Origin of the sequence: Sinorhizobium sp. CB7 (assembly GCF_041357635.1) — a bacterium.
In the GTDB taxonomy this organism is placed as follows: domain Bacteria; phylum Pseudomonadota; class Alphaproteobacteria; order Rhizobiales; family Rhizobiaceae; genus Rhizobium.
Genome location: NZ_JAULLL010000008.1, coordinates 120,502 through 139,882 on the forward strand (window position 1 = coordinate 120,502; position 19,381 = coordinate 139,882).

A 19,381-nucleotide genomic window follows, 5' to 3' on the forward strand; every position below is an offset into this window, starting at 1 on the left:
GTGCGAAGCGGTTTTCCGTCTGGAATTGCGTAAAAACAAAAACTTAGAGCGATCCTGCGTTCTATGAAAAGCTCGAACGCTCTAAGCGGAAAGTTCGGCGCCTGGGACATCGACGCGTTCCGGCGCAAGCATTACGAATGTGCCCTCGCGGTCGATGCCGAGCGTGTGGATATGAAAATAGGTCACGTCCTCGCCGGTGCTTTCCATGACGGGCGAGGGCGCCGAGATGATCCTCAGGTTTCCGCAGTGCCCGATCCAATCGATGTGGCGATGGCCGTGCATGACGACGATCCTGTCGCCCAGCTTTTGCAGTTGCCGCACGAACCACGAGCCGTTGATAAGGGCGGTCCCTATCCGTTCTGAGAAAGCCTTTGAGAGGCTCGGATACTCGATGAGGTGGTGGTGAAGCGCCACGATCCATGAGGCGCGGGGAAACTGCTTCGTCACGCCCTTGATCGCCTGGGCCTGCTCGGACGAAATCAATCCGAGCGCGTTCGTGAAGGAGAAATGTGTCTGCGCAGTGGAATCGAGCAGGATGATACCGAGACTGTCCTCCCCATCCGGCGGAAGGATCATCGGAAATGCCTCCGCCCATACGCGCGACAACCTCGTCGTCAACCGAATGCCTCCAACATCGGCGAAGGCTGCAATATCGGGGCGGCATGGTGCCAGCGCCTGCGTGAGCGTTGTACCCAGTCCGCCGTTCGTGTGGTCGGCGACATGCACTTTGTCGCCTTGCACAGCGACCATTCCCGACAGCGCCCGCATTTCGCGAAGCCGCCTGCCGGCGCTGATCGGCAGATCCAGCCGGGCCGGATTGGCCCGATCCACGACATTGATATCGTGGTTGCCGGGCAGCAGGAGCGTTTTCTTCGCCAATGCCGGGAAGGTCGACAGCGTCGCGGAAAACTCTGCCCATTCCGACGATCGTCCGGCATCGGTGATGTCGCCAGTAATCAGAATGTGATCCAGCGGAGAATCACTGTCGATCGTTGCGAGCCTGGTGAAGAGTTGCCCCAGCCGGTCATTGCCTCGCGGGCCGGATCGGCCGCTTTCGATTCGAAAACCGTAGCGCTCCCCGACGATATGGATGTCCGAGAGATGTGCAATCCGCCACCTGCGTACGAGCTGCGACGGCTCGCCGAAGCCGGAAAAATCCTGCGGCTGGTCCATGGTGGCGTCAGCGATTCCCCAGACCAGTGCGGCCCCGGCGCAGTAGCCGCCCAGAATGATTGCCGCATTAGCGAGCGTGGGAACGACAAGCGAAAGGGGGGGTGTGAGATCGGAGATCTGGCCGGTCCAGCGTGAATAGGGCCAGGCGATGGCAACGACCGCCAATGAGAGCAGGCAAAGAAGCACGCCGGCGCCGGCAGCACTGGCTGCGCGCAGGCGGGAGCGACGCTTTTCGTTCAGCCGGTACTCGAACAACCCCTCCAGCAGGTGGCGCACACCTTCGCGGAACAACGCATAGCCCGGCTGCACGGCGAGCGAGTTCAGCGACCAGAAACCCTGTTCGGCGGCGCGATGCAGCGTCCGTCCGCCGAGCCAGCCGATCGCAGCCACGATCACGAGAACCATGAAGGGCCATATGCCGCTGAATGAACTTGCCAGGCTGCGTGAAAATTTCGCGAGCCAGGCCGTTCCGACGAGCGGAGCAAGCCCCAGCAACAGGGCCGGCAGGGCGATCAGCAGGATCCAGACCAGGATGAGTTTGGGGAGGCTGATCTCTGCCAGCAGGCTGCCGGCCAAGGCCAGAAGCGAGCGACGCTTGGTGCTGGAGGCGTCCGCTTCCACGTCTCCAAGCTTGGGATCAATCAGCGGAGCCATCAAATAAATGCCTGAATGGATTGTGCCACAGAAAGATCACGACCAGGCAAGGCATTCCCGGTCCGTCTGCTCCAAACGCGTCCTGATTTGCGGTCCGCAACACCAGCCAACTTCCGGATAACGTCATCCGGAAGATTCAACTCTGATCAGGGCCGTGAGGGGATGCGAAACCTTTTCGTCAGGTCGTTGGTGTCACACCCGCGTCATCCTGCGCCGCGTCACTCTGCGCGGCAGCGCTCTGCAGCGCATTACGCAGGGACAGTTCCTTGCTCTCGTCGAGCGATGTCTTCAGCACGACGCCTCCATATCCCTGGATCTCCTTCAAGACCTTGTCCTCAGTCATTTCCCTGATGAGCAGGAACAGGGCACCGTTGCCGGGCTGAAGATTTGCGGCCAAGTCTTTCATGAAGGCGTCCTCTATGCCCACATCCGTCAAGGCGCCGCCGATTGCACCCGAAGCGGCGCCAATGGCTGCACCCAGGATCGGGTTCAGGAACAATACCCCAATGAGCAGGCCCCAGAACCCGCCGGAGACAGCCCCGGTCGCGGTGGTGTTCAAGAGCTGGTTGAGCTTGATTTTCCCGGAATCGGTCTTGGTGGCGATGACGGCATCGCCAAGCTGGATGACATACTCCTTCTGCAATTCGAGAAGCCGCTGACGAACTTCTTCGGCCTTGGATTCTGTGGGATAAACGATGACGATCAGAGTTGACATGTACACTCCCGCCGAAAGGATAGCGTTAAATCGAAGACATTGTACGTTTCCATCCTGCCGAAGAAATTAGTGAAGAATCCCGCGACTGTGCGTATTGTCTCTATTTCAGAAGCCTGCCCGGCGGGTCGGGGAGCTGGCTGGCCATCCACTTCCTATGCTCATGCAAGGGATATACGCTGTCCAACCCTGGCCGATTTGAAGCTCGTTCAATTGAGCCTGAGCGTTTGTTTGATCGTGGAGCGGTTGCAAATTTTGATATCTATGACAGCGCGAGCCATGGTCCGAAATACAACACATTGCAGCCGCGATAGCCAAGCTGATGCTGGTGATGCCGGTATGCGCTGTACGAGCCGGACGCGAAGAAAAGCTCTCACCATCAGTTAATTTACTGGAGGTAATTCTGGACAGCTTCAGTAACAATGCCAAACTTGGCGGGAAGAGTCACGAACACACGGGGTGGTTGACAATGACCGAGGATACATTACTATCTATCTGCCGTAGCGTTAGTTGGGATAGGAGCGCCGGCGATTTCTCATTGCCACACCACCTGAACGCCAACAAGCTAGTGGAAACCGGCAAAATGCATTGAATTATGCAGGTTTACAGATATGGCATGGTGCCACGTGGTATGTCGATATATTACGTGGGCAGTAAAGAAGAAATGCTGATTATTGTATGACTAATACTGTGGATGTGTGAACAACTTCGTAAGCGCTAGCGCTTGGGAGTACTTCCATGAACAATATATCCCGGTTGAAGGTTACTGACAAAAATCAACTTAAGAGTGGCAGGTTGTCGTGCTCGATAGATTTTACGACCATCGGCTTTCCTCCCCTAGATCAGTTCGAGGTTTTCCGCGCCGCTCATGAGGGCGTCATGGATCTTTATCTTGCCAGAAGCGAGGACGCTTCATTTCCCGCGCGTCAAACGGCTTGGGATCTTGGAAAGCTGATCTTCACACGCACCAAGCTTCCGGGAAAAGGATATGCTTATCGCTGGCGGCATGTGCGCAAGGCAACCCTTGATCACTGGTATCTGGCGTTACCGTTTCATTCCTCCAAGCGGGGCGACTCGCAGGTGCAGCGTGCGGCCATGCCGGAACTGCACTGTCTGGCAAGGCCTTTCGAAGCCGAGATGGAGGAGGACGGCGTTCTCACCCTCTTCATACCCCGTGACTTGTTCGGTTCGACCTCGGCACTCGATCATATGCTGGACGCCGAGTCGAGCGGCGGCCTGGGAGTCATGCTGGCAGACTACCTGCTGCTTCTAAACCGATCGCTGCCGGAACTGCGGGTAACGGAGCTCCCTTACGTGGTTGAGGCCACCCGATGCCTCATCGCGGCCTGTGTGGCGCCGTCGCCAGATCGGCTGGCCGAGGCTCAGAGCCCAATTGGCTCGATATTGATAGAGCGGGCGCGGCGGCTGATCAGCTGCAGACTTGCGGAGGCCAACCTGACGCCTGACATGCTATGTGCAGCGCTCGGTGTGTCCCGTTCCCGCCTTTACAGACTTTTTGAGCCATTTGGCGGCATTTCTGCCTATATCCGACGCCAACGCCTGCTGCGAACACGCGACGCGTTGTCCGATACGTCCGACAGGCGACCGATAGCCCGCATAGCGGAGGAGTGGGGGTTCTTCGACGCCTCGGCATACAGCCGCACGTTCAGGCATGAGTTCGGCATATCACCCAAGGAAGCGCGGGAAGCGGCATGGGACGGCTACGGCTATCTGATTGGAAAGGATAGACCGCATCCCTCCGAACATGTGCAAAGCCTTGGTCATTTGTTGCGTGGTCTTTCCGCCTGATGCTGCATGCCACCGAATGTCCTATGGCTCCTGTTCAGGATGGCAACCGATCGGACATTGCGGGGTCGTCAGGTTCATTCATAGTGTTCATCCCGGAACTCCTGTATTGTCAGGCATATCCGGCAACAGGATGACTGGTGTCTCAAGATGCCGCGCTATCTGGAACCAATCCCGAACTGGACGTCCGATGAGCGGCCGCGAATGGCCGGTTCACCTTCCACGCCGTATCACACGCCAGCGGTGAGAGGAGCCTACGCGCTTGTGGGGGTGCTGGTCGGCATAACCGGCGGGCTCGGCAATGGCATGGTGCTGGCAAACCTTCCGCAGATCCAGGGCGAACTGGGGCTTACGCCGATCGAGGGCGCATGGTTGCCTGCCGCCTGGGTGATGGTCAATGTCTCGTCCAACCTGATCCTTTTTAAATGCCGTCAGCAGTTCGGGATTAGGCGGTTTGCCGAACTCGGCCTGGTGACATACGTCCTGGTCACCGCACTTCAGCTTGTGGTTTACAGCTATCCAATGGCACTATTCGCCCGCGCAGTTACCGGGTTTGCATCGGCGCCCATCAGCGCGCTTGCCAACTTCTATATCATGCAGGCCTTTCCGAAGGCCAAGCTTGGATCGGGAATGTGCATAGGCCTTGGCGTCGGCCAGCTTGCTACACCTCTCGCATGGATGCTCTCGGCACCGCTCCTCAATATAGGCGAATGGCATGTGCTGTTTGTTTTCGAGCTCGGTCTCGGCCTCTGTGCACTTGCCGCCGTCGTCATTTTGAAATTGCCGCCCGGTATCCGGATAAAGGTGTTCGAGCCTCTCGACATCTTGAGTTTCGCGCTGATTGCCCCGGGCCTGGCGCTCATTGCCGCCGTTCTCGCGCAAGGACGCGTTCAATGGTGGCCGGATCAGCCCTGGATGGCACATGCGTTGATTGGATCTCTGGTGCTGCTTCTCTGTGCGTTCTTTCTCGAGCATCACAGAGAGCGGCCGCTGATACGCACGCGCTGGCTGGGAGCACCAGGCACGATACGTTTCACAATGGGCGCCCTGGGCATCCGGCTGCTTCTGTCGGAGCAAACCTATGCGGCGACCGGGCTGATGCGCACATTGGGAATGGGACCGGATCAACTTCAGCCGCTCTATACGGTTATCTTTATCGGAACGCTGACGGGCACCGTCATCTCAGCTCTACTCTTCGGACCCAAGAGGATCCTGCCTCTGATCTCCGGCTCCATCTGCTTAATCATTATCGGCGGGCTGATGGATCGGCATGCGACAAGCCTCACGCGACCTCACGACCTTTATGTCAGTCAATTCATCGTATCCTGTGCCGCGGGAATGTTTATCGGACCGCTTCTTCTTTTTGGCGTCAATCGCGCCCTTGCCCAGGGCGCGGACCACATGGTTACCTTTATCGTGCTGTTCTCGATCACCCAAGGAATCGGGGGGTTGGCGGGGCCCGCGCTTTTTGGGACTTTCCAGCAGTATCGCGAGCGGGAATATTCTGCGCTGATCGCCGCGCAGGTCCAACGAACGGATCCGGCCGTAGCACTGCGGCTGACACTCCAGTCGCAAGTCTATTCCCATGTGGTCACCGACCCCGCGCTCATAAATGCTCTTGGCGTTTCTGCTCTCTCTCAAATCGCCACGCGCGAGGCCAACGTGCGGGCATACAACGATGTCGTTGTCCTGAATACGGCGCTGGCGGTCGTTTTCCTCGCCTGGACCATCATACGCACCTTTGTCCTCGCGCGAGCCGCGGCAACGCCAGCCGCCGCCTGAACCGAAGGAGTATCCTTGAGATGCAGGATCCCGAACAGCGTGCTTCCGAAGAGCGACCGGCAGCAACGACGGAGACGCCCCGCGGCGCGCCGGTGGGCCTGGATCCGTCACCCGATGGCGGAAGAACGCCGGACAGGCCCGGAGCGACGCAACGCTCGGGCGCCGGCGAGCCGGAAGAGGCCCTCGATGCTCCGCCGAAGAAGTTGAAACCGAAGCCTTCGACCGTCGCTGCGATGCTTATCGTCGGCCTGGTGGGCATCGTCCTCATCCTTTACGCATGGCGCCTGTGGCCTTTCTCATCGAGCATCGTGACGACGGACAACAGTTTTGTCCGCGGCCAGATCACCGTTCTGGCTTCGCAGGTTAGCGGCTATGTCGTTGACGTGACGGCACGCGATTTTCAAAGGGTCCGTGCTGGTGATCTGCTCGTCAGGATAGATGACAGAACTTACAAGCAGCAGCTCGAGCTGGCTCAAGCCCAGCGCGATCAGGCGATCGCAAACCTGGCCAACGTGGATCAGACGACTGCGCAGAACCGCGCGGAGATCGTTTCGCGCCAGGCGGATCTCCTGCAGGCTAAGGCTGAGCTGCAGCGCGCAAAGGCGGATGCCAATCGCGTGGAGGCGCTGGGCCGTCAGGGAATTACGCCCCAAGCCCAGGCCGAGCAATCGCAGGCGACGTTGAGAGCCGCGGAAGCGGGAGTGAAGCGCGCGGAAGCTTCCATCGCGATCGCCCAGCAGACGCTGACATCAACAGAGGTTTCCAAACAGGGACTTCAGGCGGCTTTGCGAATGGCAGAAGCGCAGGTCAACGTCGCCAGCATCAATCTGTCGAATACGGTGATTACCGCTCCGAGAAACGGTCAAGTCAGCGAGGCTTCGGTGCGTCTCGGACAGTTTGTCACGGCTGGGTCGCAATTGATGTTTCTCGTGCCGCCGGACGTATGGGTCGTGGCGAACTTCAAGGAGACTCAGACGAACGACATTCGTATCGGTCAGCCTGCCTCCTTCACCGTCGATGCCCTCAATCGCGCACGATTGACCGGCAAGGTGGAAGAACTGTCGCCCGCGACGGGATCGGAATTCAGCATATTGCGGCCGGATAACGCCACTGGAAATTTCACGAAAGTCGTTCAGCGATTACCGGTTCGCATCGCCATCGATCACGATCAGCCCCTGGCCGAAAGATTGCGACCTGGAATGTCTGTGGTCACCCGCGTCGACACCACGGAGCGATAACGACGACTTCTTGTGTGACTGGTCGACTGGCTTCGGTCTGACCCAAAGATGCCGCTCGTTTGAAAGTCGGGGAAATTCGCGGTAGCGTTGTGCAATCTAGCGCGGGGAGTGCAAGTGATCTTCTTATTCCTGGGCATTCGCTACATCATGCTTGTTGCGACTATCGGAGTCCTTTGTGGCGCCGTCCTGGTCTTTTGGGAGGGCCTTCTTACGCTCCGCAACGCTGTTTCCTTCGTTGGGACCGAATATGATGCTTCTGTCATCGCTGCGGTGCTGAGCTCGACCGACAAGTTCCTGTTCGGCATCGTTCTTATCATCTTCGCCTACGCGATTACCTTCGGCTTTGTCCTGGACATATCGCCCGAAACGCGGCGAAAAGTCCCGAAATGGATGATCCTGGACACCGTCGCTGAGCTGAAGAATCTCTTCTTTCAGGTGATAATTCTCTACCTCGTTGTGCATTTCGCCACGGTCGTTGCTGAAACCGACGGCATGTTGGACTGGAATGGTCTGGTGCTGCCGGGAGGTGTCGTCCTGTTGGCCGCCGCCATGAAGCTGGTTGCAAGCTCCTCCAATGAAGGCGGCTCGGAATGAACTGCAGGCGCAGCCGTAATCGAACAGCGTTTGCAGCTCCCCTGCGCCTAAACGAAACAATTCCGGCCTTTTATTAGCTTGTTGTTAAATTGACCGGCGACAGTGATCTATTTTCCTTGCTGCGCGATACGACTTTCGGATACAACTTTCTGTCAACGGTATAGCCGATTTGGATTTTCCGGCTTGTGATTGCACACCGAAGCATCTTCTCATTCGAAAGTGGAATATAAAGGGAGGCTGGTAAGGACTCGGGAAGCCTAAGCCGAAGGTGGATATCGCTGGTCGCTCTGCCATTCGGTCTGGTCTTGGTGGCGTGGACGCTGTGCGTTCCCGGTCGCTGGAGGAAAAGGGCCGAACCAGCCTTCCGTTAGAAAAGACCGCATGTGCGGGACGATTTATAGAACTGAATGCGCGGAGCAGCTTCATGTTCATCACGACCTTCGTCAATGCACCGCAACGCTTCATCGTGATCATGCTCATGGCGCTGCTCTATGCCGTCGCCGGAACAGCGATCGCCCAAAGTCCGCCGATCGTGAGCGTTATCAAAGTACCCCTTCAAGAGATTTCGCCTGGCGACGAGTTCGTGGGGCGTGTGGAAGCCCTGAATACGCTGGATATCCGCACGCGTGTCGAGGGTTTCATTGACGCACGTTTGTTCGACGAAGGACAGATGGTCAGTCAGGGCCAGGATCTGTTCAGCATCGAGAAAGCAGCCTATGAAATTGCGCTGAAGGATGCTCAGGCGACACTCGCGAGCGCTCAGGTGACGTTGGCTGATGCGGAGCGGCAGCTGCAACGCAATCAGGCCCTCCGACAGGCCCAGACCACGTCGCAGGCCACGCTGGAGGCATCGCAGACGGCCCGCGATACGGCAAAGGCGGCGGTGACATCCGCCGAAGCGAAGGTTTCTCAGGCCGAACTCAACCTTGAATATACGCGCATAAAGTCCCCGATTTCCGGCCGCATCGGCCGCGCCAATTTTGCGGTCGGCAGTCTCGTCAGCCCTTCGTCGGACCCTCTTGCGCGCGTGGTGCAGATAGATCCGATCCGCGTTGTTTTCTCCGTTAGCGACCGCACCGTACTGGATATTCGGCAAGCTGCAGGGGGACTTAGCAAGGAGCAACTCGCAAAGCGCTTCGTGCCAACGCTGCGCCTGTCAAACGGGCAGCAATACGATCCCGCAGGAGAGATCGAATTCTTTGGCAACGAGGTTGATCCGCAGACCGGAACGATCCCGATCCGCGCACTCTTCTCCAATCCTCAGGCCCTCCTGATTCCAGGACAGTTCGTCACCGTCATCATCCGGGAGATCGGGGCAAAGCGCTATCCCGTGGTTCCGCTGGGTGCAGTGGAACAGGATCGGGAGGGGCGATTCGTGCTCATACTCGACAAAGATAGCCGTGCGACTATCCGGCGAATCCAGGTGTCAACTCAGGCAGAACAGAACTGGGTCGTCGATCAAGGTCTGGATGGGGGGGAAACACTGATCGTGGGAGGCCTTCACAGTGTATCGCCGGGAACGATCGTGCAGGCGGTTGAGGTCGGAGGGGCGGCGCCTGCCGGGGAAGTCGGTATCGCACAGCCTTCGGGCGCGTCCTCGGGGTCGGCGAAGCCATGAATTTTTCATCGCACTTCATCGACAAGCCCCGGTTCGCAACGGTTATCGCAGTCGTGATGACAATTGCGGGTGCCTTGGCACTTTTTCAAATTCCGGTCGCTCAGTTTCCTCAGATCACCCCGCCCGAAGTTCAGGTCACCGCCAGCTATCCTGGTGCCAATGCGAACGTCATCACCGAAAGTGTCGGAGCTCCGATCGAGGATCAGGTCAACGGCGTCGAGGACATGATCTACATGTCTTCCTCGAGCACGAACAACGGCACATATACTTTAACGGTCACGTTCCGGATCGGCACCGATCCCGCGATTGCACAGGTAAACGTCCAGAATCGCGTTGCGCTGGCCACCCCCCGCCTCCCCACCGCCGTCGCGCAGACAGGTGTCTCAGTCAGGAGCCGTTCGTCGAACATGCTCATGGGCGTGGCAATATATTCACCAAGGGGCACGCGGGACGATACCTTCATAAGTAATTATGCGTCCATCAACATCCGCGACGCCGTCGCACGCGTGCCCGGTGTCGGAGAGGCCACGATCTTTGGGCCGATATACAGCATGCGCATATGGATGAACCCGGACCGCATGCAGGCGCTCGGCGTGACGGCTGCGGACCTTGCATCCGCAATCCAGGCTCAGAACGCTCAGGCCTCCGCCGGATTGCTTGGCTCTCCTCCGACGACTGTCGGCCAACAGATGCAGCTCACAGTTATGGCGCAAGGACGCCTCGCAAGTGCGGAAGAGTTTGGAAACATAGTGGTCCGCACCAACGCCGATGGGGCGATCGTTCATCTCCGCGATGTCGCTCGAGTGGAACTCGGTGCGCAGTCATACGACACGAATTCCACATTCAACGGCCAGCCGAGCGCGACCATGATCCTCTACCAGTCTCCGGATGCGAACGCACTCGCTGTCGCGACGGCGGTGCGCTCGGAGCTTCAACTCCTCTCGAAGCAGTTTCCGGATGATGTCGCTTACACCGTGGTCCTCGACACAACATCTTTCGTGACGGAAACTATCCGCGAGATCATGATCACCCTTGCGATCACTTTCGCTCTCGTCGTCGCGGTGACATATCTCTTTCTTCAGGACTGGCGCGCCACTGTCATTCCGACACTCACCATTCCTGTCTCGCTTATCGGCGGATTTGCGGTGCTCTATCTGGTCGGTTACTCGGCCAACACGATAACGTTGTTCGCGATCGTGCTCGCAATCAGTCTCGTCGTCGATGACGCGATCATCGTCGTCGAGAATGTCCAGCGCGTCATGAGCGACGAAGGACTTGACGTCAACGCCGCCACGCGCCGCACCATGCAACAAGTAACCGGTCCGATCGTTGCAACCACTCTTGTGCTCGCAGCACTCTTCGTGCCGGTCGCATTTCTGGCTGGCATCACAGGGCAACTGTACCGACAGTTCGCGGTGACCATCCTTGTGACAATCACGTTTTCCACGATCAACGCGTTGACTTTGAGTCCGGCACTTTGCGTGATGATGCTTCGACCACCACGAGATAGCCGCTCCGCCTTGTTCCGCCGCTTCAATCGCGGGCTGGACATCTCCCGTAAGTGGTATCTCAACATGTTCGGTCGTCTCTCGCGCCGGCTCGTTGTCTCGTCGGTCATTGTGGTCGCAGTCCTCGCGGGCGTCTACGGCCTCATCCGTACGCTTCCGACAGGTTTTGTCCCGCCTGAAGACCAGGGCTACATGTTCGTTAACGTGCAACTGCCGAATGCTGCGTCGCTCGACCGCACTCAACAGGTTATCGAGACGGTCGTAGGCGTTCTGCAGCAGACGCCTGGTGTTGCGAATTCCATTGGTATTGCCGGAAACAGCATGGTGGGCGGCAGCGGCTCCAACGCCGGCATGGTCATCTCCGTGCTCAAACCATGGGGAGAACGGAGAACTGCCGCCGAAAACATCGACGGCATCCTGGCCCACCTCCGCGGTGAATTCGCGCGTATTCCAACTGCGACGATCGTCGCGTTCAATCCACCTGCCATTCCGGGCCTGGGAACGACAGGCGGATTCGATTTTCGGCTTCAGGCGAGAAGCGGGCAGAGCCAAACCGATCTTGCCGAGGTGATGCGGGGATTGATTGTCAAAGCCAATCAATCCCCAAGTCTCACGGGGGTGTTCAGCACGTTTTCAGCGGATGTACCACAGGTTTTTCTCAACATTGACCGACGTCGTGCCGAGATTTTCGGCGTGACACCGTCAGCAATCTTCAGCACGATGCAAGCGCATCTGGGGTCTTCCTATATCGATGACTTCAACATCTTCTCACGTGTCTTCCAGGTGCGCATCCAGGACGAGCCGCAGTTCCGCAGCCGCATCGAAGACATAAAGCGGCTCCGGGTTCGCAGTTCGAACGGCGAGCTGGTGCCTCTTCAATCGATGGTCACGATCTCCACGATCTACGGTCCTAACGAGATCAGTCGCTACAACTTGTTTCCTGCAGCTTCGATCAACGGTCAGGCCGCCGCGGGGAGCAGTACCGGCCAGGCGCTGGCGGCGATGGAAACGCTGGCGAATGATAATCTTCCCGCCGGGTTCGGGTTTGAATGGACCGGACTTGCCCTTCAGGAGCGGGAAGCAGGAAACCAGACAGTAGTCGTTCTCGTGATGGGGGTTGTCTTCACTTACCTGTTTCTTGTGGCTCAGTATGAGAGCTGGAGTGTCCCTGTGGCGGTGATGCTGTCCGTTTCCGTCGCGGTGCTGGGGGCGCTCGCCGCGCTGATGCTCACCGGCATCGACATGAACATCTATGCGCAGATCGGCCTGATCCTGCTGATCGGCCTCGCAGCCAAGAACGCAATTCTTATCGTGGAGTTTGCGAAGGAACGTCGTGAGGAGGGAATGAGCATCCGCGAGGCCGCGACTGCGGGAACGCAGCAACGTTTCCGGCCTGTTCTTATGACCGCAGCCGCTTCGATCCTGGGCGTTATTCCGCTCGTGGTTGCCACCGGCGCGGGCGCGGGAAGCCGCAGATCGATCGGAACCACCGTATTCGGAGGCTTGGCAATCGGCACGATTGTCGGCCTTCTTTTGATCCCGGTGCTTTATGTGCTCGTGCAGACCATCCGGGAAAAGCTGAAATCTCGCCTGTTCAGCAGTGAAGCGAGCTCCAAGGCGGATGATCGAAGCTTATCCTGAGCTCTTCTGCACGGGCCAAAGCCGACTTAAGGATATACCCACGCGTATGCGAACTGGTACATGTCGCCTGGACGACCGTAGATATAGGGCACGCTGACGACGCGTGTTTCGGGCGTGAGATGTCGCCCGGCCTTTCCATCTAGCCACGCCTGGAGCGCGTCCGGGAAGCCGGATGGAGGGCCTCCCTTGCCATCGCGCCAGACGAAAACAATGGGGTGGCGCGAATCCCACTGATAAGCCGGCTGAAAATCCTCGTAGCTGAGCGAGATCACAGGCACGTTCGGCATCTGCAGCCGCATGTTGCCGTCAAGGTGCGGATCCTGTCCGACGATGACGGCCGGGCTGCCGCCGATGCCCTCGCTGAGCTCTTTGGCGAAGGCTTCATAGGGAATGTTGAGCCTCTGATAGTCGCCAATCCAAGGCCCCCAGACCGCACGCGTGGCCAGAATAAGAAGAACGATTGCCATGATCGCGGCACTCACCGGAACCCCGACGCGCAACGCCCTGCGAGGATCAACGTCGGCCGCATCGAGTTTCATGCAGAGATAGAGCGGCAGAATAATGAGAAGTGGGGTCAGCCACCGATCTCTTACGCTCTCGGCTCCCGCAAAAAGAATGAGCAGGACAATCGCACCGATTTCGAGGATCAGCATGCGCTCGACAATGGGGGTCCATCGGTTGGATGCGCGCAGCGCTGGCCATAGGGATTTTCCGAACATGAGGATGAAGATAAAGGCGGTGAGGCCCGCAAAGCCAAGTATCGCCGTCAGCAGCGACAGAAAGCCTGAAGAAATCTGGGCTGACAGACCGTCGCTTCCCGATCCGGTCATCTTGTCGAATGTCTTGCCAGTGGCAAGGCTCATATGGTCGACGAACCACGTCGCATGGGGAAGGATGATGGCAATGGAGATCGCCGCCGTCAGAGCCAGGCGCCAGTCGAACAGCCGCTTGCGCATTTCTGCGTCGAACAGGACGGCGAGGAGAGCCGATGCGGGCAGCAGAGCAAAGTTGTACTTCGAAATGAGCCCGAACCCGACTGCCATGCCGGTGATCGAGTAGGAAACGGCGCTCGGCGCCTTCAGCGTCCGAAAGAAGCCGTAGAGAAACAGCGAAGAAGCAAAGATCGTCGCGACCGTATGGCTCAAGTCCCGCTGCGCCTCGAACGCGATCTGCGGAATCGTCAGGAGCGCCAGTGTGGCGACCGTCGCAAGGTCACGGCCTTTCAGTGTGAGACGGGCTGCCAGCCAATAAAACAGATAGGAGAGGAACAGGAGCGTGCATTTGAGAATAGACAGCGAAAACAGCGAGACGCCGAAGAGCGACGTCACACCGTATTGAAGCCAGTTGTAAAAGGGCGGTTGCGAGTTATAGCCGGCGGCAAGCCATTGCGACAGCAGGATCTGCTCCGCCTCGTCCAGCTCCAGCGCGTTCGGTATCATCAGCCGGACGGCGAAATGGAGCAGGAAATAGCCCGCTAAGATCAGGATCAACAGTTCCGGGCGCCGTTGAAGGAGCCCCGACACATCAGTCCTTTCGGGCAAATATCGTTCGGACGATATAGTTCGGCGAGGCATCATCGCGATAGTAGGTCCTTGCGATCATCTCCGCCAGAATACCTGTCGTAATCAGCTGGACGGAGGAGAGGAAAAGCATCACACCGACCATCAGCATCGGGCGTGTGCCGATGTCGTTGCCCATAATGAATTTGTCAATGAAAAGGTAGGCAAGGATGATGGCGGAGAGGGCACCGAGCCCGAGGCCGAGCGAACCGAAGAAATGCCCGGGACGCGCCTTGTAGCGCATGAAGAACATCACCGACAGCAGATCGAGGATGACCCGGAAGGTGCGCGAAATGCCGTATTTCGACTGGCCGTGCTGGCGGGCATGATGTGTGACGACCATCTCGCCGATGCGTGAGCTCGGCACGACGCCGGCCACCCAGGCAGGAATGAAGCGGTGCATTTCGCCCATCAGCTTGACCTGCTTAATGATCGAACCGCGATAGATTTTCAGGCTGCAGCCGTAATCATGCAGCTTCACTCCGGTAATCCGACCGATGAGGTAGTTGGCGCACCAGGAGGGGATCTTGCGTAGGAGAAGGCCGTCCTGCCGGTTCTTCCGCCAGCCTACGAGGAGATCGAGCTGACGCCGCTCGAGTTCGGCCACCATTGCCGGGATATCCTTCGGGTCGTTCTGCAGATCGCCGTCCATGGTAGCGATCAGTCGCCCCGAGGCGGTGTCGATACCGGCCTGCATGGCGGCGGTCTGGCCGAAATTGCGCTGCAGTTCGACGATCTTCAACGAGAGTCCGTCGCGGTCGATTTCTTGACGAGCATTTGCCAGCGTGCCGTCCGTGCTTCCATCGTCCACCAGGATCAGTTCCCAGGAGCTTTCATAACCTGCCATGGCGGAGCATATCCGCTCGACGAGCGGGCCGATGCTATCCTCCTCGTTGAACACGGGGACGACGAGTGAAAGCTCAGGCACTGGCGCGGCGCTGCTTTGCTCGCGAATGGACTCTGCCGTTGTCTGCAACTCTTCTTTCTCCTAAAAGGCCGGATGGCCGGTCGCACCCGGCAGCAAAAACCTCGACCTGTCAAGCCACTGCGGGAAGCCTACTACATGAAGACTCCGATTGTTGCCAGCCGACAATCCTGGTTTATGCGAAACCGCATGACCGCACTGACGCTGGCAATCCTCGCCGCCTACGCGATCTTCGTGCAATGGCTGTGGGGCTGGCCGGTGATCGTCGGGCGGTGGGCGGAGGTCGGAGTTCTGCCTATCTTGGGCGCCCTGACGCTGCTGACCAGCACCTATTTTCTCAGAACCTGGCGCATTTACGACTATTTTCCGCGGGAGACGGCGGGGCGCTTTGCCGCTTTATTCCGAGTCACTCAGATTCACAACCTGCTCAATATCATGCTGCCGTTTCGAGCCGGCGAGACAAGTTTTCCGGTCCTTATGCGCAGCGAATTCGGCATTCCGCTGGCGCGCGGCACGTCCGCTCTGCTGGTGATGCGCCTTCTCGATCTGCACGCGCTGCTGGCAGCAGCAGGTGTGGGCCTTGCGTTGGGTTCGGCGACGCCTGTCCTTGCCTGGATGCTCTGGCTCGTTTTTCTACTCCTGCCTGTCGCAGCCTTTGCCGCCCGCCGATACCTGCTGCGGATTGGAGCGAAAGCATTGCCCAGGAGGGCACAGGGCTTCGTCCATGAAGTCGAGCGCGGCCTGCCGGTGAACGGAGTGGCCTTCGCCCGCGCCTGGCTCATGACCGTCGTCAACTGGATGGTCAAGGTCGCGGTTATTGCCTGGGCACTGGGTCTGATGGGCGTTTATCCATTGCAGGCAAGCTTCGGTGGCGCGCTCGGCGGCGAATTGTCCTCGGTTCTGCCAATGCATGCCCCCGGGGGTGTGGGCACCTATCCGGCGGGGATCACCGCGGGCGCACTCGCGTTTGGCGCGCCGAACGCAAGGCCTGCGCTTGACGCGCTCGCGCAGATAAGCGTCAACACGCATCTGATCATCGTCGTTTCAGCTCTGACCGGCGCGGCACTGGCGCTGCTTGTCTCGAGGAAGCGCAGCTAGATCGACGCCGCCGACTATTGGAAGGCCGTTTCGAAGAAGCTTCGAAGCTTGCGCGAATGCAGCGCTTCCGGAGGCATGGCGGCAAGCTTCTGAATGGCGCGGATGCCGATCTGCAGATGCTGGTTCACCTGCGTCCGATAGAAGGCAGACGCCATGCCCGGCAGCTTCAATTCGCCATGCAGGGGCTTGTCGGAAACGCAGAGCAGGGTGCCGTAGGGCACGCGGAAGCGGAACCCGTTGGCGGCGATCGTCGCTGATTCCATGTCGAGAGCGATCGCACGCGCCTGTGACAGGCGCTTGACCGGCCCGCGCTGGTCGCGCAGTTCCCAGTTGCGGTTGTCGATCGTGCCGACGGTACCCGTGCGCATGATCCGTTTCAGCTCGAATCCCTCATAGCCGGTGATCTCCGCGACCGCCGCTTCGAGCGCCACCTGCACTTCGGCAAGCGCCGGGATCGGTACCCAGACCGGCAGGTCGTCGTCCAGCACATGGTCCTCGCGCATATAGGCGTGCGCCAATACATAGTCTCCGAGCCTCTGGCTGTTGCGCAAGCCCGCGCAGTGGCCGAGCATCAGCCACGCATGCGGGCGCAGCACCGCGACGTGGTCCGTGATCGTCTTGGCATTAGAAGGACCGACGCCGATATTGATCATCGTGATCCCGGCATGCCCCTTTTTCTTCAGATGGTAGGCCGGCATCTGCGGCAGCTTTGCGATAATCGCGTCCGTCGCCGGCCGACGGGATCCTGCCTCGGTAATGATATTGCCGGGCTCGACGAAGGCGGTATAGCCTTCGCCGCCTCTTGCCATCAGGTCGCGCGCCCAGGCACAGAATTCGTCGATATAAAACTGGTAGTTGGTGAACAGCACGAAATTCTGGAAGTGCTGGGCACTCGTTGCCGTGTAGTGGGAGAGGCGGGCAAGCGAATAGTCGATGCGTTGTGCCGTAAAGGGCGCGAGCGGCGACGGCTCGCCTGGCGGCGGAATATATTCGCCGTTGGCGATTTCATCATCTGTGGTGTTGAGATCCGGCGTGTCGAAGAGGTCGCGCAACGGTACGTCCAGGAAGGTCGAGGCCGACGCCTCGACATGCGCGCCTTCCCCGAAAGCGAAATGCAATGGGATAGGCGTTGCCGATTCAGACACCATTACAGGAACATGATGGCTTCGCATCAAGAGATCGAGCTGCTGCCTGAGATAGTGCCGGAAGAGCCGCGGGCGGGTAATCGTCGTCGTGTAGACGCCCGGAGCAGTGACATGACCGTAGGAAAGCCGCGAGTCGATGTGACCGAAGCTGGTCGTCTCGATACTGACCTGCGGATAATAGGCACGATAGCGCGAAGTGATCGGCTCGCCCTGGGCAAGCCGCGTGAAGTTGTCGATGAGAAAGCTTGTATTGCGCTCGTAAAGCGCAGTCAGGACATCCACGGCTTCGGCCGGATCGTCGAAGCTTCTCGGCTCGAAAGATTCGGGAAGCGATACCTCGAAGGGCGACATAAGAGAGATTCTTTTGTTCATGATGTATTATAGAGCGTTGTTTTTAACAAGCAAACGACGCGTCGACCGCGATTTTCCAGTTATCAAGGCATTTTCTGATGTACGACATGCCAACTTTGGTGAAACCATTGGGCGTCTCCTCAGTTGAAGCAATGTTGTTTTGGCCGACGGCGGGAGCCAACTGGTATGGGCTATACAGCAAGGGCAACCGGTGTTGTGATGGCGTTGCTTGGCGCTCTCACATTCTCCCAGGCGCCGGAATTCAGCCAGCAATATCGCCAACGGCTCGGTGGCGCGCTTGATGAACTGCGCGTCATAATATCCGATTTCGATGACGAAGCGCGTCGCTACAATCTCGATCGAGATCAAGCCTTGGCGCTTTACGATTCGTCGCGCGAGGATTTTATCCGCGCACGCGGAAGTTCGATGCGATCGACCTTTGCGAGATATAGGCGTTTGTCGGATCAACTTTCGCGGTTATCGGGAACACCACCCTTATGGCGGCCAATTGTCGTTTTCTCCGAACCCGATGCCATGATCGTAAAGAATGCCTGGAAGGATTTCGCTCCCGCCGTTCCGGTTACTGTCTCCGGCTTCGCCTGGGGTGCCGCTGGTGCCTTGTCGCTGAGCGCGATTGCCGGTCTCATCACTTTGCCCGGACGTCGCCATAAACGCGCAACCTTGAAAAAGGCAGCCTGATTGAACGACGCTACGAGCGCAGCAGGGCCATTGGCCCGATCATGCAGTATGCGCCGTTTGCCTGAAGGCACGTGTATCTCGCCCCGAGACGCGACTGCATGCCGCCTCCGCCACTGTAAACAACCACTGCTGAAAACGTGAATGCAAAAATTGCTGCACATAGCATAATGATGGTGAAGCGTCTCATCAGGATAACCGTGTCCATTTCTATCGCCTCGATATTGCCCTATCGTGCACTTGCTTTTGCCACACGACGGCTGAACGGGCGGTGAGGGGGCGGTTCATCGATTGTTCAGCTTGCAACCCTGCAAGATGCTATCTCGCTCGCGTCCCCGAGATCGGAAAGGTTCTTCTCGTTCTGTCAGAGCGATAGAGCGTCCAATTGGACACGTGCCGTTCTACAGGCGCGTCCAGGTCTGCGTTCTGCAGAACACCTTTTGCGCGCATCCCTGCATTTTGAGGTAGTCGCCTGAAACATTTCCAGACCCGCTATAGGTCTTGTTGGCGGCGGGATCGACGATCAGGCCAGTGTAGCGGCCGGCCTTGCCCTGCAGCGTGCCGATCTTCTTGCCGGCATATCTGCCGGTTTTCAATGTTATGCAATAGCCGCCTTTGCAGGGACCGATCACCGCGGTATCACCATTTGCCGTTCTCCAGTTCCCGACGATCGCTTCGTCCGCCTGCGCCAAGGTGGCGATGAGCGCGATGGCACAGCCAATGGTGAAGGTGCGGATCATCTCTGCCTCCGATGATGCTCTGAGCCCGGTTGTGAAAGCTTATCCTCTACGGCCGCAAAGATAAATCTGTCGCAACCGAAACCTCTGCATTTCCTGCCACATAGGTCGGAGAGAATTTGCAGGCGTTGCTTCCTGAGCTGT

At 58.4% G+C, this 19,381-nt stretch carries 15 protein-coding genes; 8 read left to right on the forward strand and 7 right to left on the reverse strand.

Annotation, left to right across the window (positions count from 1 at the left end):
• Nucleotides 1–81: 81 nt before the first annotated feature.
• Together AAE029_RS16525 and AAE029_RS16530 are read right to left on the reverse strand one after the other, a co-directional pair.
• The gene (locus AAE029_RS16525; RefSeq protein WP_371073955.1) at nucleotides 82–1,827 is read right to left on the reverse strand and encodes a metallophosphoesterase; all 1,746 of its coding nucleotides are present in this window, start codon (nucleotides 1,825–1,827) and stop codon (nucleotides 82–84) included.
• A gap of 178 nt (nucleotides 1,828–2,005) precedes the next feature.
• A complete protein-coding gene (locus AAE029_RS16530) occupies nucleotides 2,006–2,542 on the reverse strand; it encodes a DUF1269 domain-containing protein (RefSeq protein WP_371073956.1) in 537 nt (178 codons plus the stop codon).
• Nucleotides 2,543–3,418: 876 nt separating this feature from the next.
• Here AAE029_RS16530 and AAE029_RS16535 point away from each other — a divergent pair.
• From AAE029_RS16535 to AAE029_RS16560, 6 genes are all read left to right on the forward strand, one after another.
• Nucleotides 3,419–4,348 (forward strand): helix-turn-helix domain-containing protein, encoded by a 930-nt coding sequence (locus AAE029_RS16535; protein WP_371073957.1) that lies wholly within the window; start codon nucleotides 3,419–3,421, stop codon nucleotides 4,346–4,348.
• Between the two features lie 147 nt (nucleotides 4,349–4,495).
• Nucleotides 4,496–6,127 carry an MFS transporter gene (locus AAE029_RS16540; RefSeq protein ID WP_371073958.1) on the forward strand — a complete coding sequence of 544 codons (1,632 nt, stop codon included), beginning with the start codon at nucleotides 4,496–4,498 and terminating at the stop codon, nucleotides 6,125–6,127.
• 20 nt (nucleotides 6,128–6,147) lie between these two features.
• On the forward strand, nucleotides 6,148–7,365 hold the full coding sequence (locus tag AAE029_RS16545; RefSeq protein ID WP_371073959.1) for an HlyD family secretion protein: 1,218 nt from the start codon (nucleotides 6,148–6,150) through the stop codon (nucleotides 7,363–7,365).
• Nucleotides 7,366–7,479: 114 nt separating this feature from the next.
• Entirely contained in the window at nucleotides 7,480–7,959 is a 480-nt protein-coding gene (locus tag AAE029_RS16550) for a YqhA family protein (protein ID WP_371073960.1), read from the forward strand.
• A gap of 424 nt (nucleotides 7,960–8,383) precedes the next feature.
• Nucleotides 8,384–9,577 (forward strand): efflux RND transporter periplasmic adaptor subunit, encoded by a 1,194-nt coding sequence (locus tag AAE029_RS16555; RefSeq protein WP_371073961.1) that lies wholly within the window; start codon nucleotides 8,384–8,386, stop codon nucleotides 9,575–9,577.
• Nucleotides 9,574–12,726 carry an efflux RND transporter permease subunit gene (locus tag AAE029_RS16560; RefSeq protein WP_371073962.1) on the forward strand — a complete coding sequence of 1,051 codons (3,153 nt, stop codon included), beginning with the start codon at nucleotides 9,574–9,576 and terminating at the stop codon, nucleotides 12,724–12,726. Before AAE029_RS16555 ends, AAE029_RS16560 begins: the two co-directional genes overlap by 4 nt.
• A gap of 26 nt (nucleotides 12,727–12,752) precedes the next feature.
• Here AAE029_RS16560 and AAE029_RS16565 read toward each other — a convergent pair whose 3' ends face one another.
• Nucleotides 12,753–14,216, reverse strand: coding sequence for an ArnT family glycosyltransferase (locus AAE029_RS16565; protein WP_371073963.1), 1,464 nt, complete (start codon nucleotides 14,214–14,216; stop codon nucleotides 12,753–12,755).
• Nucleotides 14,217–14,250: 34 nt separating this feature from the next.
• Nucleotides 14,251–15,261, reverse strand: coding sequence for a glycosyltransferase family 2 protein (locus AAE029_RS16570; RefSeq protein WP_371073964.1), 1,011 nt, complete (start codon nucleotides 15,259–15,261; stop codon nucleotides 14,251–14,253).
• Between the two features lie 87 nt (nucleotides 15,262–15,348).
• Here AAE029_RS16570 and AAE029_RS16575 point away from each other — a divergent pair, with 87 nt between their 5' ends.
• Complete coding sequence (locus AAE029_RS16575) at nucleotides 15,349–16,308, forward strand: lysylphosphatidylglycerol synthase domain-containing protein (protein ID WP_371073965.1); 960 nt, start codon at nucleotides 15,349–15,351, stop codon at nucleotides 16,306–16,308.
• Nucleotides 16,309–16,322: 14 nt separating this feature from the next.
• Here AAE029_RS16575 and AAE029_RS16580 read toward each other — a convergent pair whose 3' ends face one another.
• Nucleotides 16,323–17,825, reverse strand: a complete 1,503-nt coding sequence (locus AAE029_RS16580) for an AMP nucleosidase (RefSeq protein ID WP_371073966.1) — start codon at nucleotides 17,823–17,825, stop codon at nucleotides 16,323–16,325.
• A 165-nt stretch (nucleotides 17,826–17,990) separates the two neighbouring features.
• Here AAE029_RS16580 and AAE029_RS16585 point away from each other — a divergent pair, with 165 nt between their 5' ends.
• The gene (locus AAE029_RS16585; protein ID WP_371073967.1) at nucleotides 17,991–18,503 is read left to right on the forward strand and encodes a DUF2937 family protein; all 513 of its coding nucleotides are present in this window, start codon (nucleotides 17,991–17,993) and stop codon (nucleotides 18,501–18,503) included.
• A 10-nt stretch (nucleotides 18,504–18,513) separates the two neighbouring features.
• Here AAE029_RS16585 and AAE029_RS16590 read toward each other — a convergent pair whose 3' ends face one another.
• Both AAE029_RS16590 and AAE029_RS16595 read right to left on the reverse strand, forming a co-directional pair.
• A complete protein-coding gene (locus AAE029_RS16590) occupies nucleotides 18,514–18,708 on the reverse strand; it encodes a hypothetical protein (protein WP_371073968.1) in 195 nt (64 codons plus the stop codon).
• Nucleotides 18,709–18,901: 193 nt separating this feature from the next.
• Nucleotides 18,902–19,240 carry a DUF2147 domain-containing protein gene (locus AAE029_RS16595; protein WP_371073969.1) on the reverse strand — a complete coding sequence of 113 codons (339 nt, stop codon included), beginning with the start codon at nucleotides 19,238–19,240 and terminating at the stop codon, nucleotides 18,902–18,904.
• Nucleotides 19,241–19,381: the final 141 nt, after the last annotated feature.